Annotated in this window: 19 protein-coding genes, 1 other RNA gene and 1 pseudogene; 11 read left to right on the forward strand and 10 right to left on the reverse strand. The window is 43.1% G+C overall.

Annotated elements, in window-relative coordinates; all coding sequences use genetic code 11:
* Window positions 1-122 precede the first annotated feature (122 nt).
* Window positions 123-443, reverse strand: coding sequence for a hypothetical protein (locus B9G53_RS26015; protein WP_094536320.1), 321 nt, complete (start codon window positions 441-443; stop codon window positions 123-125).
* 234 nt (window positions 444-677) lie between these two features.
* Between B9G53_RS26015 and psbO the strand changes: the two genes are divergently transcribed.
* The gene (gene psbO / locus B9G53_RS26020) at window positions 678-1,520 is read left to right on the forward strand and encodes a photosystem II manganese-stabilizing polypeptide (RefSeq protein WP_094536321.1); all 843 of its coding nucleotides are present in this window, start codon (window positions 678-680) and stop codon (window positions 1,518-1,520) included.
* A gap of 223 nt (window positions 1,521-1,743) precedes the next feature.
* Here psbO and B9G53_RS26025 read toward each other — a convergent pair whose 3' ends face one another.
* The 5 genes and pseudogenes from B9G53_RS26025 to ssrA all read right to left on the reverse strand — a co-directional run bounded on the left by B9G53_RS26025 (window position 1,744) and on the right by ssrA (window position 6,245).
* Window positions 1,744-2,304: a DUF3226 domain-containing protein gene (locus B9G53_RS26025; protein WP_217901684.1), complete on the reverse strand. Its 561-nt coding sequence runs from the start codon at window positions 2,302-2,304 to the stop codon at window positions 1,744-1,746.
* Entirely contained in the window at window positions 2,297-3,406 is a 1,110-nt protein-coding gene (locus B9G53_RS26030; RefSeq protein ID WP_094536322.1) for an ATP/GTP-binding protein, read from the reverse strand. The genes B9G53_RS26025 and B9G53_RS26030 overlap by 8 nt, the downstream gene beginning before the upstream one ends.
* Window positions 3,407-3,497: 91 nt before the next feature.
* Window positions 3,498-5,510, reverse strand: a complete 2,013-nt coding sequence (locus B9G53_RS26035) for a prolyl oligopeptidase family serine peptidase (RefSeq protein WP_254923827.1) — start codon at window positions 5,508-5,510, stop codon at window positions 3,498-3,500.
* A 54-nt stretch (window positions 5,511-5,564) separates the two neighbouring features.
* A pseudogene (locus B9G53_RS28820) lies at window positions 5,565-5,714 on the reverse strand (IS1 family transposase); the annotation flags it as partial.
* A gap of 143 nt (window positions 5,715-5,857) precedes the next feature.
* Window positions 5,858-6,245: a transfer-messenger RNA gene (ssrA, locus tag B9G53_RS26040) on the reverse strand.
* A 161-nt stretch (window positions 6,246-6,406) separates the two neighbouring features.
* Between ssrA and B9G53_RS27775 the strand changes: the two genes are divergently transcribed.
* From B9G53_RS27775 to B9G53_RS26050, 3 genes are all read left to right on the forward strand, one after another.
* Window positions 6,407-6,550 (forward strand): hypothetical protein, encoded by a 144-nt coding sequence (locus tag B9G53_RS27775; RefSeq protein ID WP_176453361.1) that lies wholly within the window; start codon window positions 6,407-6,409, stop codon window positions 6,548-6,550.
* Window positions 6,547-7,464: a hypothetical protein gene (locus B9G53_RS26045; protein ID WP_094536323.1), complete on the forward strand. Its 918-nt coding sequence runs from the start codon at window positions 6,547-6,549 to the stop codon at window positions 7,462-7,464. The genes B9G53_RS27775 and B9G53_RS26045 overlap by 4 nt, the downstream gene beginning before the upstream one ends.
* Before the next feature lie 324 nt (window positions 7,465-7,788).
* The gene (locus tag B9G53_RS26050; RefSeq protein WP_254923822.1) at window positions 7,789-8,307 is read left to right on the forward strand and encodes a hypothetical protein; all 519 of its coding nucleotides are present in this window, start codon (window positions 7,789-7,791) and stop codon (window positions 8,305-8,307) included.
* A gap of 140 nt (window positions 8,308-8,447) precedes the next feature.
* On the opposite strand, the gene dprA is transcribed toward B9G53_RS26050, so the two are convergent.
* From dprA to B9G53_RS26070, 4 genes are all read right to left on the reverse strand, one after another.
* A complete protein-coding gene (gene dprA / locus B9G53_RS26055; RefSeq protein WP_094536324.1) occupies window positions 8,448-9,557 on the reverse strand; it encodes a DNA-processing protein DprA in 1,110 nt (369 codons plus the stop codon).
* A gap of 113 nt (window positions 9,558-9,670) precedes the next feature.
* Window positions 9,671-10,234, reverse strand: a complete 564-nt coding sequence (locus tag B9G53_RS26060) for a nucleoside monophosphate kinase (RefSeq protein WP_094536325.1) — start codon at window positions 10,232-10,234, stop codon at window positions 9,671-9,673.
* A 4-nt stretch (window positions 10,235-10,238) separates the two neighbouring features.
* Window positions 10,239-11,489 carry a SufS family cysteine desulfurase gene (locus B9G53_RS26065; protein ID WP_094536326.1) on the reverse strand — a complete coding sequence of 417 codons (1,251 nt, stop codon included), beginning with the start codon at window positions 11,487-11,489 and terminating at the stop codon, window positions 10,239-10,241.
* A gap of 130 nt (window positions 11,490-11,619) precedes the next feature.
* Window positions 11,620-13,677 (reverse strand): serine/threonine-protein kinase, encoded by a 2,058-nt coding sequence (locus B9G53_RS26070; RefSeq protein ID WP_094536327.1) that lies wholly within the window; start codon window positions 13,675-13,677, stop codon window positions 11,620-11,622.
* A 191-nt stretch (window positions 13,678-13,868) separates the two neighbouring features.
* On the opposite strand from B9G53_RS26070, the gene B9G53_RS26075 reads away from it, so the two are divergent.
* The 7 genes from B9G53_RS26075 to B9G53_RS26105 all read left to right on the forward strand — a co-directional run bounded on the left by B9G53_RS26075 (window position 13,869) and on the right by B9G53_RS26105 (window position 21,156).
* Window positions 13,869-14,297 (forward strand): BlaI/MecI/CopY family transcriptional regulator, encoded by a 429-nt coding sequence (locus B9G53_RS26075; protein ID WP_094536328.1) that lies wholly within the window; start codon window positions 13,869-13,871, stop codon window positions 14,295-14,297.
* Between the two features lie 4 nt (window positions 14,298-14,301).
* Window positions 14,302-15,186 carry a M56 family metallopeptidase gene (locus tag B9G53_RS26080; protein ID WP_254923823.1) on the forward strand — a complete coding sequence of 295 codons (885 nt, stop codon included), beginning with the start codon at window positions 14,302-14,304 and terminating at the stop codon, window positions 15,184-15,186.
* Between the two features lie 135 nt (window positions 15,187-15,321).
* A complete protein-coding gene (locus B9G53_RS26085) occupies window positions 15,322-16,437 on the forward strand; it encodes a DnaJ domain-containing protein (protein WP_094536329.1) in 1,116 nt (371 codons plus the stop codon).
* A 148-nt stretch (window positions 16,438-16,585) separates the two neighbouring features.
* The gene (locus B9G53_RS26090) at window positions 16,586-16,786 is read left to right on the forward strand and encodes an NAD(P)H dehydrogenase subunit NdhS (RefSeq protein ID WP_094536372.1); all 201 of its coding nucleotides are present in this window, start codon (window positions 16,586-16,588) and stop codon (window positions 16,784-16,786) included.
* 2 nt (window positions 16,787-16,788) lie between these two features.
* Window positions 16,789-17,349 carry an OmpA family protein gene (locus B9G53_RS26095; RefSeq protein WP_094536330.1) on the forward strand — a complete coding sequence of 187 codons (561 nt, stop codon included), beginning with the start codon at window positions 16,789-16,791 and terminating at the stop codon, window positions 17,347-17,349.
* Window positions 17,350-17,351: 2 nt separating this feature from the next.
* Entirely contained in the window at window positions 17,352-18,284 is a 933-nt protein-coding gene (locus B9G53_RS26100; protein WP_094536331.1) for a ribonuclease Z, read from the forward strand.
* Window positions 18,285-18,666: 382 nt separating this feature from the next.
* Window positions 18,667-21,156 carry an ATP-dependent Clp protease ATP-binding subunit gene (locus B9G53_RS26105; protein WP_094536332.1) on the forward strand — a complete coding sequence of 830 codons (2,490 nt, stop codon included), beginning with the start codon at window positions 18,667-18,669 and terminating at the stop codon, window positions 21,154-21,156.
* Window positions 21,157-21,193 lie beyond the last annotated feature (37 nt).

Raw genomic sequence — 21,193 nt, forward strand, 5'->3', positions numbered from 1 at the left:
CTGATCAAATGAACTGCAAGGAAATGTTTAAAAGCATTGCTAAGCAACACTTTTAAACATTTCCTTGGTTTGGATTTGAGAGTAAAGCGCTTTAAGGAGTAATTCTTGCCAGAAATATTAGTTTATTCTTCTAAATCTTCAGGCTGTGCTAAATATCGACAAATCTCATTGATTTTCATCCGATAAATATGCGGCCAGCCCCCATTTGTCTCAATATCGCGCAAAAGATTAAATAGCTCATGCCGACTAGTCGGTAAAGCAGGCTGAAATAAATCGTCACGAATGCGTTTATGGATTGATTCTATGACTCGCAATATTTGCAAAAGATTAGCTGGATCGCTTTGCTGATCCTGAGCAATTTGCCATAGGCGATCGCTGATTGCCTCAAGCTCAGATAAATTAGCAGTTTGCCCCTGTTGTGATTGGATTTCTGTTTGTGCCAAGCTAAGTACCCTCGTGCGCGATAATATGATGATTGGAATTTTACAAATTAAGTCTTTAGTTAGCTAACCTCTATGGCTAGTCTAAAGCACCGCCAACTCCTTAACGATCTCAATTTAAAATCCCAAACTAGATCGTATTTTTTTACAGAGTTATCATAGGCTGCGCTTTGCGTGATCTGTCCTAACTCTAAAATACTACCCGTTAAATCCCATTAAATTAAGAAGAGGTTATTTATGAAATTTCGTAGTTTTACGAAAGCAATTTTTACATTGTGTATCAGTTTATGTATGTTAGTAGCAAGCGGCGTGTTTGCAAGTAATGCGATCGCTGCTGTTGAACCAGGCTTGACCTACGACCAAATTGTAAATACTGGCTTAGCTAACAAATGTTCCGACATTTTGGGTTCCTCTCGTGGTGGGCGTAACTTTATTCCCGTCGGTGCTGGTGAATCTGTAGAAATTACAGATCTTTGCCTAGAGCCAACCTCCTTTTTTGTTAAAGAAGAATCCAGCAATAAGCGCAAAAAATCTGAGTTTGTAGCTAGCAAGTTAATGACTCGCTCAACCTCTAGTCTTGACTTCGTGAAGGCAACTGTTACTGGCAATAGCGATGGTAGCCTCAGCTTAGTGGAAACCGATGGTTTAGACTATCAACCGATCACTGTCAAAATGCCTGGTGGTGAACTGGTAGCAATCCTATTCACGATCAAAGGTTTCAACGCTAAAACTGCTCCTGGTGTAAATGGCATCACCACATCGGTTGATTTCGTTGGTTCTACTGATGTACCTACCTATCGTGGTTCTGGCTTTATCGATCCTAAGGGTCGTGGTCTAGCGATCGGTTATGACTCTGCTGAAGCTTTACCTGCAAAGCGCAACTCTTTTGACAACAGAAGTGTAAAGGATGATTCCACCTCCAAAGGTACGATGTCCTTACAAATCGCTAAGTTGAATGCTGATACTGGCGAAATCGCTGGTACGTTCGAGACTGAGCAAACCTCTGACAACGACCTCGGTGGTGTTGAACCCAAGGAAGTAATCATTCGCGGCGTATTCTACGGCAAAGTTAACTCTTAATCTTGTCTATAAAAAGAGCGCTTTCTAATTAGAAAGCGCTCTTTTTTATTTTCTACTTTTAGTCTTGAGTTTGTTTTAGTCAAATAATTTTAAAAACTCTTTGAGTTCATTTAAAGCAGGATGTTCAAAATTCCAAATATCTAGCTTTTTAGTCATAACGTAACTAAATCCTGACATACTACACTTTCTCTCAGATTGCTTTTTGTCACGATTAGAGCAAGTATCAATCAAACCTTAGATAATTGCTAATCCAAAATTTATCAAAATCTTTTGAAGATACTGGATCTTTACCGTTTTTCTGGAGACAAACTTGCCACCTATTAAGACAATCAGCATAGGTTGCATCTTTAGCTCTAATCTCTTTTAATAATGTTTCTAGCTCTCCTATTCCATTTACATTAACAAAATAACAAGCTATTTGAATTGGGTCTTCAAGATTTATAGAATGAATAGGAACAAAATGACTAATTCTTTCTAGCTTTTGATTTTGAGGAAACACTTTCACTTTGATGATCGCTTCATTTATTTTGTTTAAATTTTTTAATTGAGAGTCGTCTGCATCTAAAATTATCCCTACTTTATTTACATAACTTTTTTGAGCATCAGCCTCTATAGTTTTTAACTCTCTTTCTAGAGAAGCTACACTTAGACCATCTAAATCTAAATAATCATTTTCAGTTACATTGATTTCTAAAACATCTACATTGCTTATATTGAGGTAATTCACTATAGATTGGATAAAAAATTTATCGTTCTTACTCTCAACAATTAGACGATTACTCACCTCTAACCCCCCTATTATGAGACAAGCTATACTCAAGAGTTTCCATATCGCGTTTAATACCAATAATCTGACCAGTTTTTACACTTCGAGCCATTTCAAAGTGTGCAGCCAAGTCACTAAACTCATTGTCTAAACCAACTTTAGTAAATGCTGTGAGCATTTCTAAGCTATGTGTAGTAGCAAATACTTGTACGTTTAACTCTCTAGCTAAACGAAAGATCATTTCCCATAGTTTAGCTTGGTTAGTATGGTGAATACCGTTTTCAACTTCATCTATAAGTAGAACACTACTATGGTTATTTACCATCGAAAGAATAATAGCAGCAACTCTATTGATCGCATCTCCAAATGATGATAACGGGAATCTTTTTTTGTCTTCTTTTTGTAGATAAATCATAGGACTACCAATGTTAAAAGATTCAACAACTTGTATAGAGGAATCAATGATTTTAAATCCTTTTAATACTTCTTGATCTCTATTATTAAATCTAGCCTTATCATATTCATTAGCAAGGTATATATTTAGAAATAGATCAGATGCTAATATTAAAGATACATTTTTAATATTTGGGAATTCAACATTTTTAGGCAGAACTGTAATATTCTGACTGGTGGCAAGCAAGCTAGCTTCAGAATAGGTGTTATTATTAACAGTTACACTTATTTGAAGACCAGACCTCTTAGACTTACTATTTAGGAATGGATCTATGTATCTTTTTGCTATTCTTCCAGAAGTACTATTTGATTCATCTATTTCTATAAGAGAATCAGCAAGCTCATTGTTGATAAATATATCGACCTTACTAAAAAGATTTCTTTCCTCATTAATTTGGATAGAAATCTTTTTGGATTTATCTTGATTAAAAAATAGACTATCCCAAGAGCTTTCAGGTAAAGTTTGTTCAAACTCTGGTGATTCTCGACGATATCTCTTAAGAGAAATAATTGTTTCTGGTCGTGGCGAGTTAGCTACAAATAATGATTCTAGGAGTGCCGTTTTCCCTGCATTGTTTTTACCAGTAATAAGATTGACTGTCTTAAACCCAGAGATTGAGGTATTTTCAAAGCATCTGAAATTTTGAATTGAGATATCTCTAATCATAGTTTTTGTCGATTTACTAGAACACAACAAAACAATATTTTAGGCTGAAAGAGAGAAAGGGTAAGTCGCAGAACTACCCCTTCTCTAAAGGCTAGTTTTGTAAATATTTTTTAAAGAAGTCTAGAGTATAGCCAATTTCTAGTACTTGGTTGCTGCGCTTGCTGGAGCCGTGACCTTCATCGGGGAAAATGACTAGTTGCGAGGGGATTTTTTTCTGTTCTAGGATTTTTTGAATTTGGATGGCTTCACCAACAGGAACGCGCGGATCGTTTGCACCTTGGATGATGAGTAATGGGGCTTTGATGCGATCGCTATAGGTTACAGGTGATAACTCAATCAGAGCCTCGCGATCTTTGACAGGATCACCATATTCGCTAATTCTCAAAATGCGGCGATAGGGAGCAGTATTGTTTAAAAATGTGAGCAGATTGCTAATGCCAACACTTGATACACCTGCATCATAACTGCCTGCAAACTTAGACATACCCATCAGTGCTGCATAGCCGCCATAACTACCGCCAACGATGCCGATTTTGGGAGTGATCCCATTAATTTGCCAGTTTTTGCGAATGTAGATTGCTGCATCTTCAATATCGGTGATGACCTTGAGGCGATCGCGACCATTATCAGCATTCAGCCAAGTTTTGCCATAGCCATCACTACCGCGCACATTCGGCTCCACAAATACAAATCCTGCATTCACAAATAACTGGGCGTACCGATTAAATCCAGCCGTACTTTGTCCTTCTGGTCCCCCATGAAAATGCACAACTACAGGACAAGGCTTTTCCAAAGGATTTTGAGCAGTATTTTCACATTGCGGTGAGTTATAGATAAACATGGGAATTGATATGCCATCCCGCGTTGTGTAGTTTTCGAGCTTAGCCTTGGCAAACTTGCTGGTGTCGATTTCGGGCGTGCTAGGCAATACCCATTGGGTGAGTTTCTGAGTCTGCCAATCGTAAACATAGCTGAGGCGTGGGGCTTTAGCAGTTTCGACACCGATAGTTGTAAAGCGACCATTGCGAGTGGTGGAGCCTGTATAGATATGATCGGCATTGGCAAATTCAGGTAGTTTTATTTCCTCCAAAGTATTTGTCGCGATCGCTTTAAGGCGTGTGTACCCTCCATCATTAATTGAGTAAAGAATGCGCTGGCGCTGATCATCAATATCAAAGTCAGATACATCCGCTTTTAGCTCTGGTGTAATTGGCGTGAATTTTTTGTCTTTGTAACGATAAAGGCGACGAAATTCACCGAATTTTGGGGTTAATACAAGATATTCGTCTTTACTAACACCATAGGTAACGCCATACTCTTCCTGCTCATTCTGACCAAGCAGTGGTGTAGTTTGACGAGTCTTGACATCGTATTCGTAATATTCGCGGGATAGACTGCCCGTTGCTTTGGCAAAGAGAAACTTCTCGCGATCGCCTGTTTCTAGATTGACAAACACATCGGCAATCCACCAAATGCCATCACCACCAGAGATTTGGACTTTTTTCTTGGTTTGTAAATCGTAGCGATAGATTACAACCGAGTCGGGCTTAATATCATTGGCACTGAAATAAATCGTGCGTGAGTCATTTCCGATATATTGCAGCGAAGTCCTCACCCCTGCTAAATGTTGAATTTCTTCTAATTCGCCCCCCTTAGTTGATTGCAAATATAATCCCGGATTTTCCTCACCTTGGCGATCGCGGGATAGTAAGAGATATTTACCATCGGGAGTCATCCCTGAAATAGTTGTGGCATCCTGTCCTCCCGTTACTTGTACAGGAAATTTTTGCGCCCCATCCAATCGCCATACCTGTAATGTTCCTGTAATTCCCCAAGTAAAAAACATCTGCTTGCCATCGGGTGTCACCATGCCTAGCCCTGGCGATCGCACATCCAAAATTGACTCAATCGGTCGCGTCACCGTTGGCGGTAATGCAGGGGGAGCATAGCGCTTGAGAATTGCAGGATCAAGACTATCTTTACCTAAGCCCGTATATTGAGCTGCCGCAGGTAAAGTGGTAAGTGCAAGGCTAGCAAAAATGATTGGGAAAATTAGCGATCGCTTATTCATAGACTTGGATTTAATGGTTGCGGTCTTCTTCATAGTTAAGTTAACGGGGAGATTAATATCAAAATACAAAATGGCTACGCTATTCACCATAGCTGGAGTCTTGTTCTTCCCTAAGCCCCCATGATGTCTCACCCAGTTGTGAACTGATCGTTTTACTGTAACTGCTTGTGGCAATTCTTCTGTATTTTTAGCATACAGGTTTTGTCTACGTCGATAAGCGCTGCACCGTCTCAGCAATTCTCATTATAAAAACCGATTTTTTGAAAGCCCACCGTAGGCGGGCTTTCAAAAAATCGGTTTTGGTGTTTCCAGTGTCGAAGGTACTGGAAACACCGATAATAAAAAAGGCACTTGCTTAGCAAGTGCCTTTTTTATTAGGTTAATGGAATCGGGCAGAGTCGAACTGCCGTCCGCACTAGCGCCTAACCTCCCAGTCATTCACAGGTTTATCCGATTTGATCCTCACGGAGGGAATTGCTAATTATCTCTAGCAACGAAAGATGCACTGATAAAGTCTTGAGCGAATAACCTACCAGAGAAAGTTATAAGCAGCATCCGTTGGGGGTTGGAGTGACATATTTAACGGAGTCATACATCACACCTCGAAACCGAAAAGGTTCTTAGGCGGCTACAGGAGCTGCTTTACGAGAGAAAGATACAATGTTGTTCGCATGTACTTGTTTGAGCCATTGATTTACGAGAGATAGCCCGCTCTCGACCTGCATCAAGGGATAGCTTCTACTAACACGTCGAAACCCTTACGATCCCCTATATTTTAAATATAGCATATAGCAATCCTAAATGGGTTGTGAGAGTGCGCCCCGAAGGGGCGCACTCTCACAACCCTCCAAATCTTACAATTCATTTCGGATCGCGATATTAAATTAGGATGTTTACTCATCAAAGTAAATGTCACAGCAATTCTCATTATGAAACCGATTTTGGTGTTTCCATCGCTTATCGGCTCTGGGAGAATTACGGTAAATATCAAGCATGGGTTAGCGATCGCTAGCCCACATCCTACGGTTGATTTCACTAATTTACTGGGCATGAAGGAAAGGGTAATAAAGTGACGATTGCAAGCACAGAGACGGAATATATATCATCTAAGGAACTCAAAGAGTTGCATGGTTTTACTGACCCCGCGATCAAAAAGTTTTTGGGTGAATGTGACAAGACGGAGAAAAATCCAAAAAGCAAGAGTACAACTCTGCTCAAACTCTATCGCATTGATCGAGTTAATGCAGTTTTAGACGATCCATCATTCGTTGAATGGCAAAGCAAGAAACAATCATCAACCACTAAACGCAAACAATCGATTGTCAATGTCGAGGCTGTGCAAAATATTGATGTGGTTGTACCTGCTAAATCTACCGCTATTGTTGAGTCTGTCGTTAAGGCAAATGCCTTTGATTTTGAGCATGGATTATCGCTATTACAAACTGCGGATTGGGTTGATTTTCAATGGGAACATTTTAGAGAGGAAGATGATGATCAATCCTCAGAAGAGCAGCAATTACATGCAGTTACCACAGTCAAAAAAATGTTGGCAGCTTCCTATTGGTTTGAGCCTAAAGATTTTTTCAAGGCTTTTAGTCAATATGGTAAGGGTGGCAAAGACAGTCCAGATGCAGTAAATGAATATAAATCGAGTATCTTGACAGATGGATGGAGGGGAATTCCCCTTGTAAGTCTGATGATTGGCGATCGCCAAGATTCAACAAAAATGATGCTGGATTCTGGACATCACCGATGGACTGCGCTTCAGGAATTATGGGAAGCGGGAGAGCTTCCTAGTAATTTTAAAATTCCTGTCTTTGATTTAAAGAAATTGCGTCCAATCGTGAGAGATCAATACAATCCAAGCCTAGAATTTGCATTGCGCTATGCGGTTACAGGTGGCTCATTAGGACATGACTTTGCTCTGAGAGTAATCTCGAAAAACTGGTTTACAAGACTTTGTACTGGGGTTGATTGCTCTTATTGAATGTGTTTGAGAAGTTGCTCGAAATATGAGGCAATACTTACAGCATTTTGCGTTGTAACTCAAACCCAGAAATTTTTTAAAAGCGTTGCTTTGCAACGCTTTTAAAAAATTTCTTATGGTTATATAGCAGTCCTATATCATTTGTGGATTTTTTTGGTTTGTGGAAGGACACCCCATCGGGGTGTCCTTCCACAAACCATTTAGGATTGCTATAGCTATAGTTTGATTGATTATTGCTGTAAGTAAAGCTATGTATTTGTCATTCTTCTTAATTGTATTAAATGATACAATTAAGGATATACTCGTGGGAGTTTGGAGGTATATATGAAGCCTCGCAGATTTTCTATTCCGATCCTGCTTGCCACGATCGCTGCTAGTTTCCTGTTTAGCGAATCGTCGGCTGCACAATCTTGTAACTATTACGCGGGTAGAGCTGTAGGTGGTCAAACGATCAATATTGATACTTGTTCCATTTCGAGAGCTAGTTATCGTAGTGTTGATTTTGTCTATTATTTAGGCAGCGATCGCATTGAAAGCCAAGCCAATTGCGAAGATCGAGTATGGACAACTTTCCCTGAACGCGCTGTCTATAGTCCTCAATCGGTGGCGACGATGAAGATGCTTAACTATGTTTGTAACTTTGATACACGACCCTCTAGTCGCACAGATTCTGCTTTTGTTTTTGATCCTCCATCAAATGTGAGGGTCTCTCCTAACGGTAATATTTTATGTGTAGTGCGATCGCCTCAAAACATTGACCTTTATGGTGCAAATGGGGAATGGTACTACACCGATGTATGTGGCTCAATGGGATTGATTCATTCTAGTCAGTTACGCTTTTAGTAAATTTCTCTGCTGACCCCATCCACTTAAAAATTGGAAGTCATGCCCCATAAGTAACCTACAGCGCTTTGCGCTCAAACCAAGAAAACCCTTAAAAGTATCGCTAAGCCATACTTTTAAGGGTTTTCTTGGTACAGGGATTATGCTAAACGTTGATATCGCATTCCAGGGTATGGCGCGATCGCACCCACCAGTTCTAAATGAGTTAAAGCGCCCAAAACCTCACCCGAAGGTGACTTTGTTTGTTCGACAATCCAATCTAAGCCAACGGGATCGCCAAAACCGATCACTTGGAGAATGTTTTGTTGTAATAGGGGCAAATCCGAAATAGCGATCGCAGGTGTAGGCTGATCTAGATTTGGTAACATACCTAAAGCTTCCAATAGCTCATCTACACCTAAAATCGCCTGTGCGCCTTTACCCAATAATTTCAAGCAACCCTTTGCTTCGCTCACTTCAAGGGAATTCGGTAAAGCATAGACATCGCGTCCATATTCATTGGCTTGATAGGCTGTGATTAAGGCTCCCGATCGCTCAGGGGCTTCCATTACTAAAGTAACACGGCTCAATCCTGCGATAATCCGATTACGGGCAGGGAAATGAGTTTTATCAGGTGCAGTACCTTGGGGATATTCGCTCACCACTAACCCTGAAGCGACGATTTGTTCGTAAAGAGATTTGTGTTTGTAGGGATAAATGCGATCAACGCCTGTACCCACTACTGCCAATGTTTGACCGCCAACTTCCAAACAAGCTTTGTGAGCTTCGCCATCGATACCTTCCGCCATGCCAGAAATAATTGTGAAACCACGACCTGCTAAAGCTGAAACTAGTTTCTTTGTCCAACGCTTTCCATAGGGTGTAGCGTTGCGCGTCCCGACGATCGCGACTGTATTCCTTTCATTCCAATCGATGAGATGTCCGTGATAGTAGAGAATTGGTGGTGGGTCAGGGATTTCCCAAAGTAACTGCGGATATTCGCGATCGCTGGGAGTCCAGAAATTGAGATTATTATGCTCATGGATCGCCAATAGTGACAAGGGTTCGACTTCGCGCTGAGCTTGACGAATGGTTTCTAACGTTTGACCGCCAATACCTTCCACTACTTGCAAATCGCTCGGCAAAGCCTGCCAAGCTTCTGACATAGAGCCAAAAGCTTGATATAGTCGCTTGATTAACACAGGCCCAATACCGCGTATTTGCGACCATGCTAACCAATATGCTCTTTCAGAATTAGGGCTAAGGCTCATGAATTCTACGGTGTTAAGTACTCGTGCAAAATCAATTCCCAAACCCACAAAGTTGCGCCCCGCAGGGGCGCAACTTTGTGGGTTTGGGTTTGTAATTAATTATGTCCATCTGCTTATTTCAGTAAATGATTAATACCATGCTCTAGACGAGCGCTGACAGTGGCTACATCGTACTCACTATCGATAGTCAGTAATTTCTGTTTATAGCCGTAATATTCCAATAAAGGCATAGTTAGATCTAAAAACTGCTCAATCCGTTTCTGAATTACCTCAATGGTGTCATCGGAACCACCACGCGATCGCGATCGCTGCATTAATGTCTCTTCCGAAGCTTGTAAATAAATGGCTTGGTCAAGAGGACAGCCCAACTCATCCAGCAAAAAATCTAACTCTTCGGCCTGAAACGCAGTGCGGGGATAACCTTCTAAAATCCATCCCTGCTGAGCATCTTCCATCTGCAACCGTAATCGCATCAGCGCAATCATCAGTAGATCGGGAACAAATTCACCCGCATCAACAAAGCTTTTCACCTCTAAGCCTAAATCCGTCTCCGTTGCCATCTCTAATCGCAAAATTTCGCTAGTTGAGATCACAGGAATATTTAGCAAAGCTTGTAGATGTGTAGCTTGGGTAGTTCTCCCTGAGCCAGAAGCGCCTAATAGAACAAGTCTTACCATAGGTCTATGCCATTACATTTTTAAAAAAGGCGATCGCATCTTTTAGAGAAGCAACAAAGGTATCGATTTCGGCTTTAGTGTTATAGAAATAAACACTTGCTCTTGCCGTACCACTAATTCCTAAAAAGCGATGCAATGGTTGAGTGCAGTGATGTCCTGAACGAATCGCAATGCCATCTTGATCGAGCATTGCTGATAGATCATTAGCATGAATCCCGTGAGCGATCGTGAATGAGGCTAAACCTGCGCGATTATGACGGGGACCATAAATTTTAATGTCGGGAATATCATCAAGATAATCCATCAAGTAATTAATTAATTCCTGTTCGTAAGCGTGGATTTTATCCATGCCGATCGATGTTAAATAATCCACGGCTGCACCGAGGGCGATCGCCTCCCCAATCGCAGGAGTTCCTGCCTCAAATTTATGAGGTAAACCAGCATAGGTGGAATGATCGAGAAACACATCGGCAATCATTTCACCACCGCCCATAAATGGAGGCATCTCTAGCAATAAGTCACGCTTACCATAGAGAAAGCCAATTCCCGTCGGCGCACACATTTTATGCCCTGAAGCCACGAGCCAATCGCATTCGAGAGCCTTTACATCAATCGGCATATGTGGCACACTCTGGCAAGCATCCAGCAATACCTTCGCGCCCTGTGCATGAGCTAAGGGAATCATCTCTTCCACTGGATTCACACAGCCGAGAGTATTGGAAACATGGACAATTGAAACTAATTTGGTTTTAGGATTGAGCAAGGATTTGAACTGTTCTACGCTCAATATTCCCTCACTAGTCGGTTCTAAAAACTTAAGAACTGCGCCTGTACGCTGAGCAATTAATTGCCAAGGTACGATATTGCTGTGATGCTCCATGACCGAGAGAATCACTTCATCCCCCGCTTTCAAGTTTGCCCAACCCCAAGTATAGGCAACTAGATTAATTGCTTCACTGGCATTACGGGTATAAATGATTTCCTGAGATGACTTAGCATTAACAAATTTGGCAACCTTTTCCCGCGCTCCTTCGTATGCATCAGTGGCTCTTGCGCTAAGAGTATGAGCGCCACGATGAACGTTGGCATTGTCATGCTCATAATAATATTTCCAAGCATTGATTACTGCTTTAGGCTTTTGCGAACTGGCGGCATTGTCAAAGTAAATGAGGGGTTTGCCGTTGACCTCTTGATTTAAAATTTCAAAGTCTGCTCTGACCCGATCTGCCAAGGTCTTTTCGTAGGTTAATGTCATGAGGCTTAGATGCTTGCTGTCGTAACTGCTACCTGCATTTTAACAGTTCAAACCCCAAAAAGGATGAGGTGGCGCGAAGCGCCACCTCATCCTTTTTGGGGTTTTGAACAAAGAGTAAAGCGCTGTCTATTCAGTTGGCTAATTTCCAGACTTTTATCTTGCCATCAAGACTGCCACTGATCAACATTTTTTGATCAGTACTAAATCCGACCGATGACACACCGCGCTCATGCTCTGATAAAACTTGAGGCGATCGCTTGTTTTTTAAAAACCAAATCCGAATCGTTTTATCGGCACTGCCGCTAGCTAGTAAATTCCCATTATTGCTAAAAGCGATCGTATGTACTTCTCCGTTATGTCCTGTGAGAACTTCCTTTAACTGTCCTGTCCCTCCATCCCATAGACGAACAGTATGATCTTCCATTGCACTAGCTATATTTTTACCATCGTTGCTATAGACAATTGAGCGCACAGCGCTACCACTTTCCACTAAGGTTTTGAGGGCTTTTCCTGTCTCCACATTCCATAATCTAATTGCTCCATCTTTACTACCACTAGTTAAAACTTTGCTATCAGGTGTAAAGGAAACATCATAAACCCATGATTTTTCAGATAGCGTCCTGATCGGTTTACCCGTTTCGGCATTCCATAAACGAATGGTGCGATCGCCGCTAGAGCTAGCGATCATCTTCCCATCAGGACTGAAGATGGCAGTGTATATCCGTTCTTGATGTCCTTCTAAAGCATGTAAAATTTTCCCTGTGGCTACTTCCCAAATAATCACTTTGCGATCGTCACTGCCACTGACTAAACGCTTGCCATCGGGACTAAAGTTCACATCATAGACTCTTCCTGTATGCCCTTTCAGAGTCCGCAATTTTTGATTTGTTTGTAAGTTCCATAGCTCAATGATCCTCTCTGAGTTTCCCCCTGCCAAGATTTTACTGTCAGGACTAATCGTAACTCCATAAATTGCATCCTTGGCTCCATCGATTGTAAATTCTCTGACTGAGGATGGAACTATATTCGATGAATTAGTTGGAGATTCTGACAATCCCGCTTTTTCTAAAGACTCGTCAGGACTATTGTTGGAATTTATTGATTTAGAATATCCAAACATCAGAACTAGAGCCGTAATTGTAATAGCTCCTAGAGTAATGATTCCTAAGCCCAAGTGCCAAGGCTGAAAATGTTGCCAAATACCTAATTTAGATATTCCCTGTTTCTGGGCTGAATGGCGATCGCGCACAGTCTCATTGTTAGCAGAGCTTCTGTGATTGCTGGCTTGAGTCGCCTCTGCACTGATCAGTACCGTTGGCAAACTGTGATTGACCTGAGAACTCGGATAGTGATCGATAAATTCCTTGATCTCCTCATAGGCTGCTTCCGCACTAGGATAGCGTTGCCGAAAATCAAACTTTACCATTCGTGTAAGAATATCGGCAAATTCGGGATAGACTTTTGGAGCCGATGCACGCCACTCTATTTCTAAGTTCTCATCCTTCATCAGATGACTGGGTGGAATACCTGTCAGCGCTTGGATGCCAAGCATTCCGATCGCATAGATGTCGCTAGCAAATTTTGGCTCACCATGCGCCTGTTCACTGGGCATATATCCAGGAGTACCAATTCCTACGGTATAGCCGCCATCGTCTGATTGTCCCTCCAATATTGCCGTGGGTGTAATGATTTGCTTCACTATCCCAAAATCAATTAAAAAAAGCTTTCCATCCCGACGACGAATAATATTTTCGGGCTTAATGTCACGATGAATTACATTATTTTGATGGACAAAGCTGAGAACAGTTAAGAGGTTCTGTAATAAATCCGCAACTGCAAACTGCTCCCAAATCTTGCCTCGTGGTAGTTCATGACTCAGATCTTTGCCATCAATATATTCTTGAACTAAGTAAAATTCTGATAATTCTTCAAAGTGGGCAAATAGTTGGGGGATTTGGGGATGAGTTCCGAGTCGATAGAGAACTTGAGCTTCAGTTTCAAATAGTCGTCGTGATAGTTGCAAGACACTCTTTTCTTTGATGTGCGGACTTAGTCTTTTAATTACTCTCGTGGGGCGATCGGGCAGGTGTATGTCCTGTGAAAGATAGGTTTCCCCAAATCCACCACCACCCAAACGTGTCGTAACTTCATAATGCCCACCGACTATTTGCCCAGTTGTAAGACTCATAACCTATTTCTATTGATGTCTTGGACTTGATTACAATCTTGCCATACAAAAGTTATGTAGCAATGTAAGTTTTTGCTATGGCTGTCACCAGTCTTACTGCTCTTTGCGCTCATATTCTAAAGGTTTACGAAGCACAGCTTTGCGCTAACTTAAAGCAGTATAGTGATAGCTAAAGTGCAGTTTAAGACGCTATGACCCCTTTACCGAAATATCGCCCTAAACAATTATCTTTAGGACGTTTAGAGTCAGAAATCCTCAATATTATTTGGGATAATACAAGGCTAGGTGCGACAGATATTCACGATCGCATCTTGTCTGATCCCGATCGCGAATTAGCCTATGGCTCAGTGATGACGGTACTGCGCCGACTAGAGCAGAAGGGCTGGATTCATTGCGAAAAAGAAGGGCGATCGCTCTATTGGCAAGCAAGAATTTCTCGCGAAGAAGCCCAAGCATTGGAAGCCTATCACCAACTCAATCGCTTTTTAGAAGTAGGTGATGCAGATATTGTCGCTGCTTTTGCTAATGATCTTGATCATGCCAGTATGGACAAGCTTGAAGCGATCGCTGTCCGTCTTAAAAACATCCGTCAATCGAGAGAACAGTCACAAGAAGGTTAAGCCCATGCCCTTTTTCTCTATACATTTTGTGATGCTGTTTGGCTCTCTCTGCCTTGCATGGGGACTGCGCTATGGTTGGCAAAATAGCAGTGATGCTATTTACCCTATAAGTTGGCAGATGCGTTGGCAGAAAGCGCTAGTATGCTTTGTGCTGCCGCCATTGCTAGTGGTGATGACCGCGATCGCTGTGCTATGTATGGGAGCCGAAGGACAAATGATCGGCTTGCAAGCAGGACGGCTCAGCTATGCGATCGCCTTAATATTTTTGATTTACAGCATGGTTCGGAGTGGTCAACTCGCTTGGAGCGGCTGGCAATCTTTGCAAAAACTGCAAGAGATGGTTACCGATTTTGAGAATGTTAACTCGGTTAATCAACCTATCCGCTTGCTGAATATGCCGATGCTATTTGCCGCTCAAATTGGGTTTTGGCGATCGCAACTTTTTGTGAGCCAAGGTTTACTTGACACCCTTGATGCCGATCATCTTGAAGCAGTTTTATGGCATGAACGCGCCCATGCCCACTACCGCGATACATTCTGGTTTTTCTGGCTTGGTTGCCTGCGTCAAGTGATGCCTTGGCTGCCAAATACACAGGCTTTATGGGAAGAGTTGCTACTATTGCGAGAACTTCGCGCCGATCGCTGGGCAGCTCAATATACAGATGGGTTATTAATTGCCGAGTCATTACTGGCGATGGTTAGTAGCAATATGCAACCAAACTCAACCTTTGCCGCAGCCTTTGGTGCAACCAATACGAGCGATCGCCTAGAGGAACGGGTGAGTTTTTTACTTGCCGAGCCTGAACCATTACCACAATTTTCTTGGCGATCGCTCTTTTGGATTGGCTTTTCCCTGTTACCGCTTACTGTATTGCCATTGCATTATTAAATTTAGTATTAAACCAAAAAGTAGAGAGGGCATGAAAGGCTCTCTCTACTTTTTGGTTTTATTGGTATAAGTATTAAATAAATCTCGATAAATCAGATCGCCACCATCATCTAGCCATGAGCAAAGCGAGTAAACATGAATCAGCCCAAGCCCCAGTTTATCCGCGTTGATCGAGGTATTAGTCAGTTCAATCATGACTACTACGCCGCACTGGGCTTGCCAATCATTAGCAGTCCTGTTTACATTCGCCATGTCTATTTGAGCATTGCGCGCATACTCCATCCCGATGTTTATGGCTTTTCGGCTGAAGAAAAGGAAATCGCTACGCAATACCTAGCGAAACTAGTTAACCCAGCCTATAACGTCCTGATGAAGGAGGAAGAGCGCAAAGCTTATCAAGGCATCTTTAAGTTGCTTGCTAAACGGTTAATGCAAAAATCGCGCAATGTCCCGATTCATTCGGCGATCGCCTGTGAGTTAATGATGGCTCCTAACGATGGTCTTTACGAGCGCTCAGTTTCCAAGATCGCGCAAGTACAGTATCAATCAATCAAAACTATTCTGGAATATACAGCCCAAATCAGTGAACTAAATCTGGTTTATATTCTCTACAAAGAGGGCTATCAATACGGCGCAGACAATATGCCGCCAGTGCTGATGCCCATGTCACCTACCAAAACCCCCAATCCTTATGTAGCGCCCTATCCTACTTCAACCCCAAAAACTAGTTATCCAAAGCCTCCTCAATACTCAAGTTACCAGCCTCCCACTAATCGGAAACCTGACCCCGATGAAACCGTAATTCAAACCAGAATTGAGGAGCGTGATCCTAGCGCGATCGCTGATCGCCTGAGAATCTGTGAAATCTATATTAGTCAGGGTGATTGGAAATCTGCACTCAAGGATTTGCGAGAGATCTTGCAACTTGACAAAAATAATAGTAAATGTCACGCCATGCTCGGTGTGGTGTATAAAAATATCAATCAGCCGCAAATGGCAAAAGTTAGCTTGCAGCGATCGCTTCAGATTAATCCTCAAGAGCCATTAGCACTCAAACATATTAAAGAGCTTAATCATCCAAATCCTAGCCCAAATACTAGTCAAACTGGCTCTAAAGACAATAGGAAAAGTGAGCCTAAGCCAAATGTGAGTACCAAAAAAGCACCTCTACCACCGCCACAAAAACGCGGCTGGCTGTCCAATCTGCTCGGATGGACTTCATCCGATGATCGTGATGACTCACGTAAGTAAAGATGGTGTGCGGCGCTTCGCGCCGCACACCATCTTTATGAGAATTGCTGGGTAGTCGTGATCGCAACAGTACACAGAGCGGCGGCAAAAGATATAGAATGAACCTAGTTAAAACCATAGCAAGGAGTTTTGAGAGAGTATGCAGCCAATCATTTTTCCAGGTTCTGCGGTGCGGGTTATCAATGAAGGTGATACCTATTATGGGTTTCAGGGACAAGTGCAACGGGTAACCGATGGTCGTGTCGCCGTGATTTTTGGTGGTGGTAACTGGGAAAAGATTGTTTCGTTTCGCGCTACGGAGTTAGAACTGATTGATACGACCGTTAGCTCTAAGGCGAAGAAGAAATAATTGTGGCAAATTTACCGACTCCAGATAAGTCAATAGGTAAATCTTCGGGCAAACCATCTGGCGATTTTAGTCAAGCGGGACGCTCGGCTGTGACATTTATCGTTCGCAGCGTGGTTCTGGGCGTGGGTGCGATCGCAGGTACGAGCATTGGCTTAGCGATCGCCTTTACGCGACCAGATTTAGTATGGCAACCCTCCTTTAACTTTTTAAATTACAAAAAACAGCAATTTACCCTCTCTTCTGATGCGTTGTTTGATGTGGACAAGTCAAGTATTCGCCCAGAAAGTTTTCGCTTACTCGATGAGGTCGCTGCTCAATTGCCATTATCTACGGGCAAAAGAGTCAGGATTAATGGTCATATGGATTTAAGTAGTGCAGGGGATGAACTAACTCTTTCATATTTACGAGCTACAGCCGTTAAGGACTATTTGGCAAGACTACGCGGAGATCAGACCTATTATTGGATGGTGGTTGGTTATGGTGCTAGTCGTCCCTTGGCTAGTAGTGCGGCTGATAGCAATGGCAAAAGTAACCGTCGCATCGAGATTTTTGTAGATGACTAGATATGCAAATCACCTTTCTCGGTACTAGTTCGGGTGTGCCTACACGCGGACGCAATGTCTCCAGTGTGGCAGTGCGTCTACCTCAACGTGCCGAAGTTTGGCTGCTCGATTGTGGTGAGGCAACTCAACACCAGTTACTGCGAAGTGATGTAAAAATTAGTCAAATCACCAAGATCTTTGTCACGCATATGCATGGCGATCATATTTTTGGTTTACCAGGGTTGCTGGCAAGTTGTGGCATGGCGGGGAATGTTAGCCATATTGATATTTATGGACCATCAGGCTTAGGTGACTATCTTGATGCTTGTTTGCGCTATAGCGAGACGCGCCTCTCCTATTCGATCAAGGTGCATAAGGTCAAGGCGGGACTAGTTTGCGAAGATTCAGAATTTTATATGATGGCTGCTCCTCTCAAGCATAAGGTGACAGCCCATGGCTATCGCTTGGTGGAACGCGATCGCGCTGGTAAGTTTGATGTCGATAAGGCGATCGCTATGAATATTCCCCCAGGTCCTATTTTTGGTGAACTGAAGCAAGGTAAAACGGTGACGCTTCCCGATGGGCGCAAAATAGATGGAAAAGAATTCTGTGGAGATCCCCAGATCGGGCGGAAGATTGCCTACTGTACAGATACAATTTTTTGCGACAGTTCAGTGGAATTAGCGCAAAATGTGGATGTGCTAATCCATGAGACCACCTTTGCTCATCAAGATTCTGACATGGCTTTTCAGCGGTTACATTCCACTAGTACGATGGCAGCCCAAGTAGCGCTATTAGCTAATGTGAAGCGACTAATCATGACTCATTTCAGTCCTCGCTATTCCCCTGGTAATCCCATTCTATTAGAAGATTTAGTTAATGAAGCGAGAATGATTTTTGCGAATACCATTCCTGCCTATGACTTTATGACTTACGAGATATCTCCTTCTCATTAATCGAGGTAATTATCGATTCAAAAATCTTGTTTCTATGCTACATAACTTTTATGTTACATAACCTTACTTAATATGCGAGTAGGCGAACTGTTTTTAAAGCAATATAGCAACGCAAAATATGAGTGGCGGCGCTTCGCGCCGCCACTCATATTTTGCGTTGCTATATCACATCCGAATACAGCAAAGAGGCTCTTTAATCGGTTTCACAAGCAACAAAAAACTAAAAATATTGAGTTAAATAGCCCGTAAAAAGTAAAAATTATCCCTAAGACATAGCTTTAAGTTTTGGTTAAAAAGGAGTGAGATCCGTACACACAGAATGCTGTTAAGGCTGTGCTAGTATTAACTTTAACCAGAACGCAGCAAAGTATGGGGAAACGCCATGTTTGAACGCTTTACAGAAAAAGCAATTAAAGTCATCATGCTGGCTCAAGAGGAAGCTCGCCGCCTCGGTCATAACTTTGTCGGCACAGAGCAAATCCTATTGGGTCTGATCGGAGAAGGAACTGGCGTTGCCGCCAAAGTACTGAAGTCGATGGGTGTAAACCTCAAAGATGCCCGCATTGAGGTTGAAAAGATCATCGGACGCGGCTCTGGTTTTGTCGCAGTCGAAATTCCTTTCACACCTCGCGCCAAAAGAGTCCTAGAGTTGTCCTTAGAAGAAGCTCGCCAGTTAGGACATAACTATATCGGTACTGAGCATTTATTGCTAGGACTAATTCGCGAAGGCGAAGGTGTTGCCGCTAGAGTTTTAGAAAATTTGGGCGTAGATTTGTCCAAAGTCCGCACCCAAGTAATTCGGATGTTGGGTGAGACTGCCGAAGTCTCCGCAGGTGGCGGCTCATCAGGACGCACCAAAACCCCCACTCTTGACGAGTTTGGCTCCAATCTGACCCAGCTAGCCCAAGATGGCAAACTTGACCCCGTTGTGGGTCGTGAAAAAGAAATTGAACGAGTCATCCAGATTCTCGGTCGCCGTACCAAAAACAACCCTGTTTTGATCGGTGAACCAGGTGTGGGTAAAACCGCAATCGCTGAAGGTTTAGCTCAGCGTATTTCTAATAGTGATATCCCCGACATTTTGCAAGAAAAGCGGGTTGTTACTTTAGATATCGGCTTACTGGTCGCGGGTACAAAATATCGTGGTGAATTTGAGGAACGCCTCAAAAAGATCATGGAAGAAATTCGCACGGCTGGTAATGTGATCTTGGTAATTGATGAAGTCCATACCCTGATTGGTGCTGGTGCTGCGGAAGGTGCGATCGATGCCGCCAACATTCTCAAGCCTGCCCTTGCCCGTGGCGAACTGCAATGCATCGGTGCAACTACCCTTGATGAATATCGCAAGCATATCGAACGTGATGCCGCCCTTGAGCGCCGCTTCCAGCCCGTGATGGTCGGTGAGCCTAGTGTTGAAGAAACCATTGAAATTCTGATCGGTTTACGTCAGCGCTACGAAGAACACCACAAGCTGAAGATTGACGATGAAGCCCTAGTCGCTGCGGCGAAGTTATCCGATCGCTACATCAGCGATCGCTTCTTGCCAGACAAAGCGATCGACTTAATCGATGAAGCTGGTTCGCGTGTGCGATTGATTAACTCACAATTGCCTCCTGCTGCCAAAGAACTTGACAAAGAATTGCGTCAAACTCTCAAAGATAAGGATGATGCTGTTCGTAAGCAAGACTTTGATAAAGCTGCGGAATTGCGCGATAAGGAAATCGACCTCAAACAACAAATTCGCGCCCTCAGCCAAACCAAAAAGGCTGAAACTCCCGCCGAAGATGTACCTGAAATCCATGTGACCGAAGAGGACATCGCCTACATCGTCAGTTCTTGGACTGGCGTACCTGTCCTCAAGATTACCGAATCCGAGTCCGTCAAGCTGATGCAGATGGAAGAAACCCTGCATAGCCGCGTAATCGGTCAGGATGAAGCAGTAAAAGCTATTTCCCGTGCGATCCGTCGCGCCCGTGTGGGTCTGAAGAGTCCTAACCGTCCGATCGCCAGCTTTATTTTCTCAGGGCCTACAGGTGTTGGTAAAACTGAGTTAACCAAAGCACTCGCCGCTTACTTCTTTGGTTCCGAAGATGCGATGATTCGTCTCGACATGTCGGAGTACATGGAGCGTCACACCGTATCCAAGCTGATCGGTTCACCTCCTGGCTATGTCGGCTACAACGAAGGTGGTCAGCTTACCGAAGCCGTACGTCGTCGCCCTTACACCGTCGTCCTATTCGACGAAATCGAGAAAGCTCACCCTGATGTCTTCAACTTGCTATTGCAAGTGCTTGAAGATGGACGCTTGACCGACTCGAAAGGTCGCACCGTTGACTTCAAGAACACCCTGTTGATCATGACCTCTAACGTCGGCTCTAAAGTCATCGAAAAAGGTGGTGGTGGACTTGGCTTTGACTTTGCGGCTAGCCAAGAGGATGCGCTTTATACCCGCATTCGATCTCTGGTTAACGAAGAACTTAAGCAATACTTCCGTCCAGAGTTCCTCAACCGTCTTGACGAAATTATCGTCTTCCGTCAGTTGACTAAACCCGAAGTCAAGGAGATCGCCGATCTCATGCTCAACGAGTTCTTCAGACGGATGCTCGATAAGCATATCGTGCTTACGGTGACCGAGCGATTCAAGGATTTGCTTGTTCAAGAAGGCTATAACCCTAGCTACGGTGCGCGTCCACTACGTCGGGCAATCATGCGCTTACTCGAGGATTCTCTTGCTGAAGAGATCTTGACGGGTAAAGTCCGTGAAGGTGCATCGGTGCAAGTAGATGTCGATGACGATGGCAAAGTCAAAGTGATCGAACAAGAAGCTCTAAGTGGCTCTGAAAATAATCTTCAGTTGCTGCCATCAGCTTAAGATTGATAAATGCAAGCCCTACGCTCAGCGCAGGGCT

It is taken from the genome of Pseudanabaena sp. SR411, from assembly GCF_002251945.1.
In the GTDB taxonomy this organism is placed as follows: Bacteria; Cyanobacteriota; Cyanobacteriia; order Pseudanabaenales; family Pseudanabaenaceae; genus Pseudanabaena.

Excerpts from the sequence above, each read along its gene's own strand:
- B9G53_RS26065 (WP_094536326.1), bottom strand. The coding sequence starts at position 11,489 with ATGACATTAACCTACGAAAAGACCTTGGCAGATCGGGTCAGAGCAGAC.
- B9G53_RS26085 (WP_094536329.1), top strand. The coding sequence starts at position 15,322 with ATGAATCAGCCCAAGCCCCAGTTTATCCGCGTTGATCGAGGTATTAGT.
- B9G53_RS26035 (WP_254923827.1), bottom strand. The coding sequence starts at position 5,510 with ATGAAGAAGACCGCAACCATTAAATCCAAGTCTATGAATAAGCGATCG.
- psbO (WP_094536321.1), top strand. The coding sequence starts at position 678 with ATGAAATTTCGTAGTTTTACGAAAGCAATTTTTACATTGTGTATCAGT.
- B9G53_RS26050 (WP_254923822.1), top strand. The coding sequence starts at position 7,789 with ATGAAGCCTCGCAGATTTTCTATTCCGATCCTGCTTGCCACGATCGCT.
- B9G53_RS26100 (WP_094536331.1), top strand. The coding sequence starts at position 17,352 with ATGCAAATCACCTTTCTCGGTACTAGTTCGGGTGTGCCTACACGCGGA.
- B9G53_RS26060 (WP_094536325.1), bottom strand. The coding sequence starts at position 10,234 with ATGGTAAGACTTGTTCTATTAGGCGCTTCTGGCTCAGGGAGAACTACC.
- B9G53_RS26075 (WP_094536328.1), top strand. The coding sequence starts at position 13,869 with ATGACCCCTTTACCGAAATATCGCCCTAAACAATTATCTTTAGGACGT.
- B9G53_RS26105 (WP_094536332.1), top strand. The coding sequence starts at position 18,667 with ATGTTTGAACGCTTTACAGAAAAAGCAATTAAAGTCATCATGCTGGCT.
- dprA (WP_094536324.1), bottom strand. The coding sequence starts at position 9,557 with ATGAGCCTTAGCCCTAATTCTGAAAGAGCATATTGGTTAGCATGGTCG.
- B9G53_RS26070 (WP_094536327.1), bottom strand. The coding sequence starts at position 13,677 with ATGAGTCTTACAACTGGGCAAATAGTCGGTGGGCATTATGAAGTTACG.
- B9G53_RS26030 (WP_094536322.1), bottom strand. The coding sequence starts at position 3,406 with ATGATTAGAGATATCTCAATTCAAAATTTCAGATGCTTTGAAAATACC.
- B9G53_RS26080 (WP_254923823.1), top strand. The coding sequence starts at position 14,302 with ATGCCCTTTTTCTCTATACATTTTGTGATGCTGTTTGGCTCTCTCTGC.
- B9G53_RS27775 (WP_176453361.1), top strand. The coding sequence starts at position 6,407 with ATGAAACCGATTTTGGTGTTTCCATCGCTTATCGGCTCTGGGAGAATT.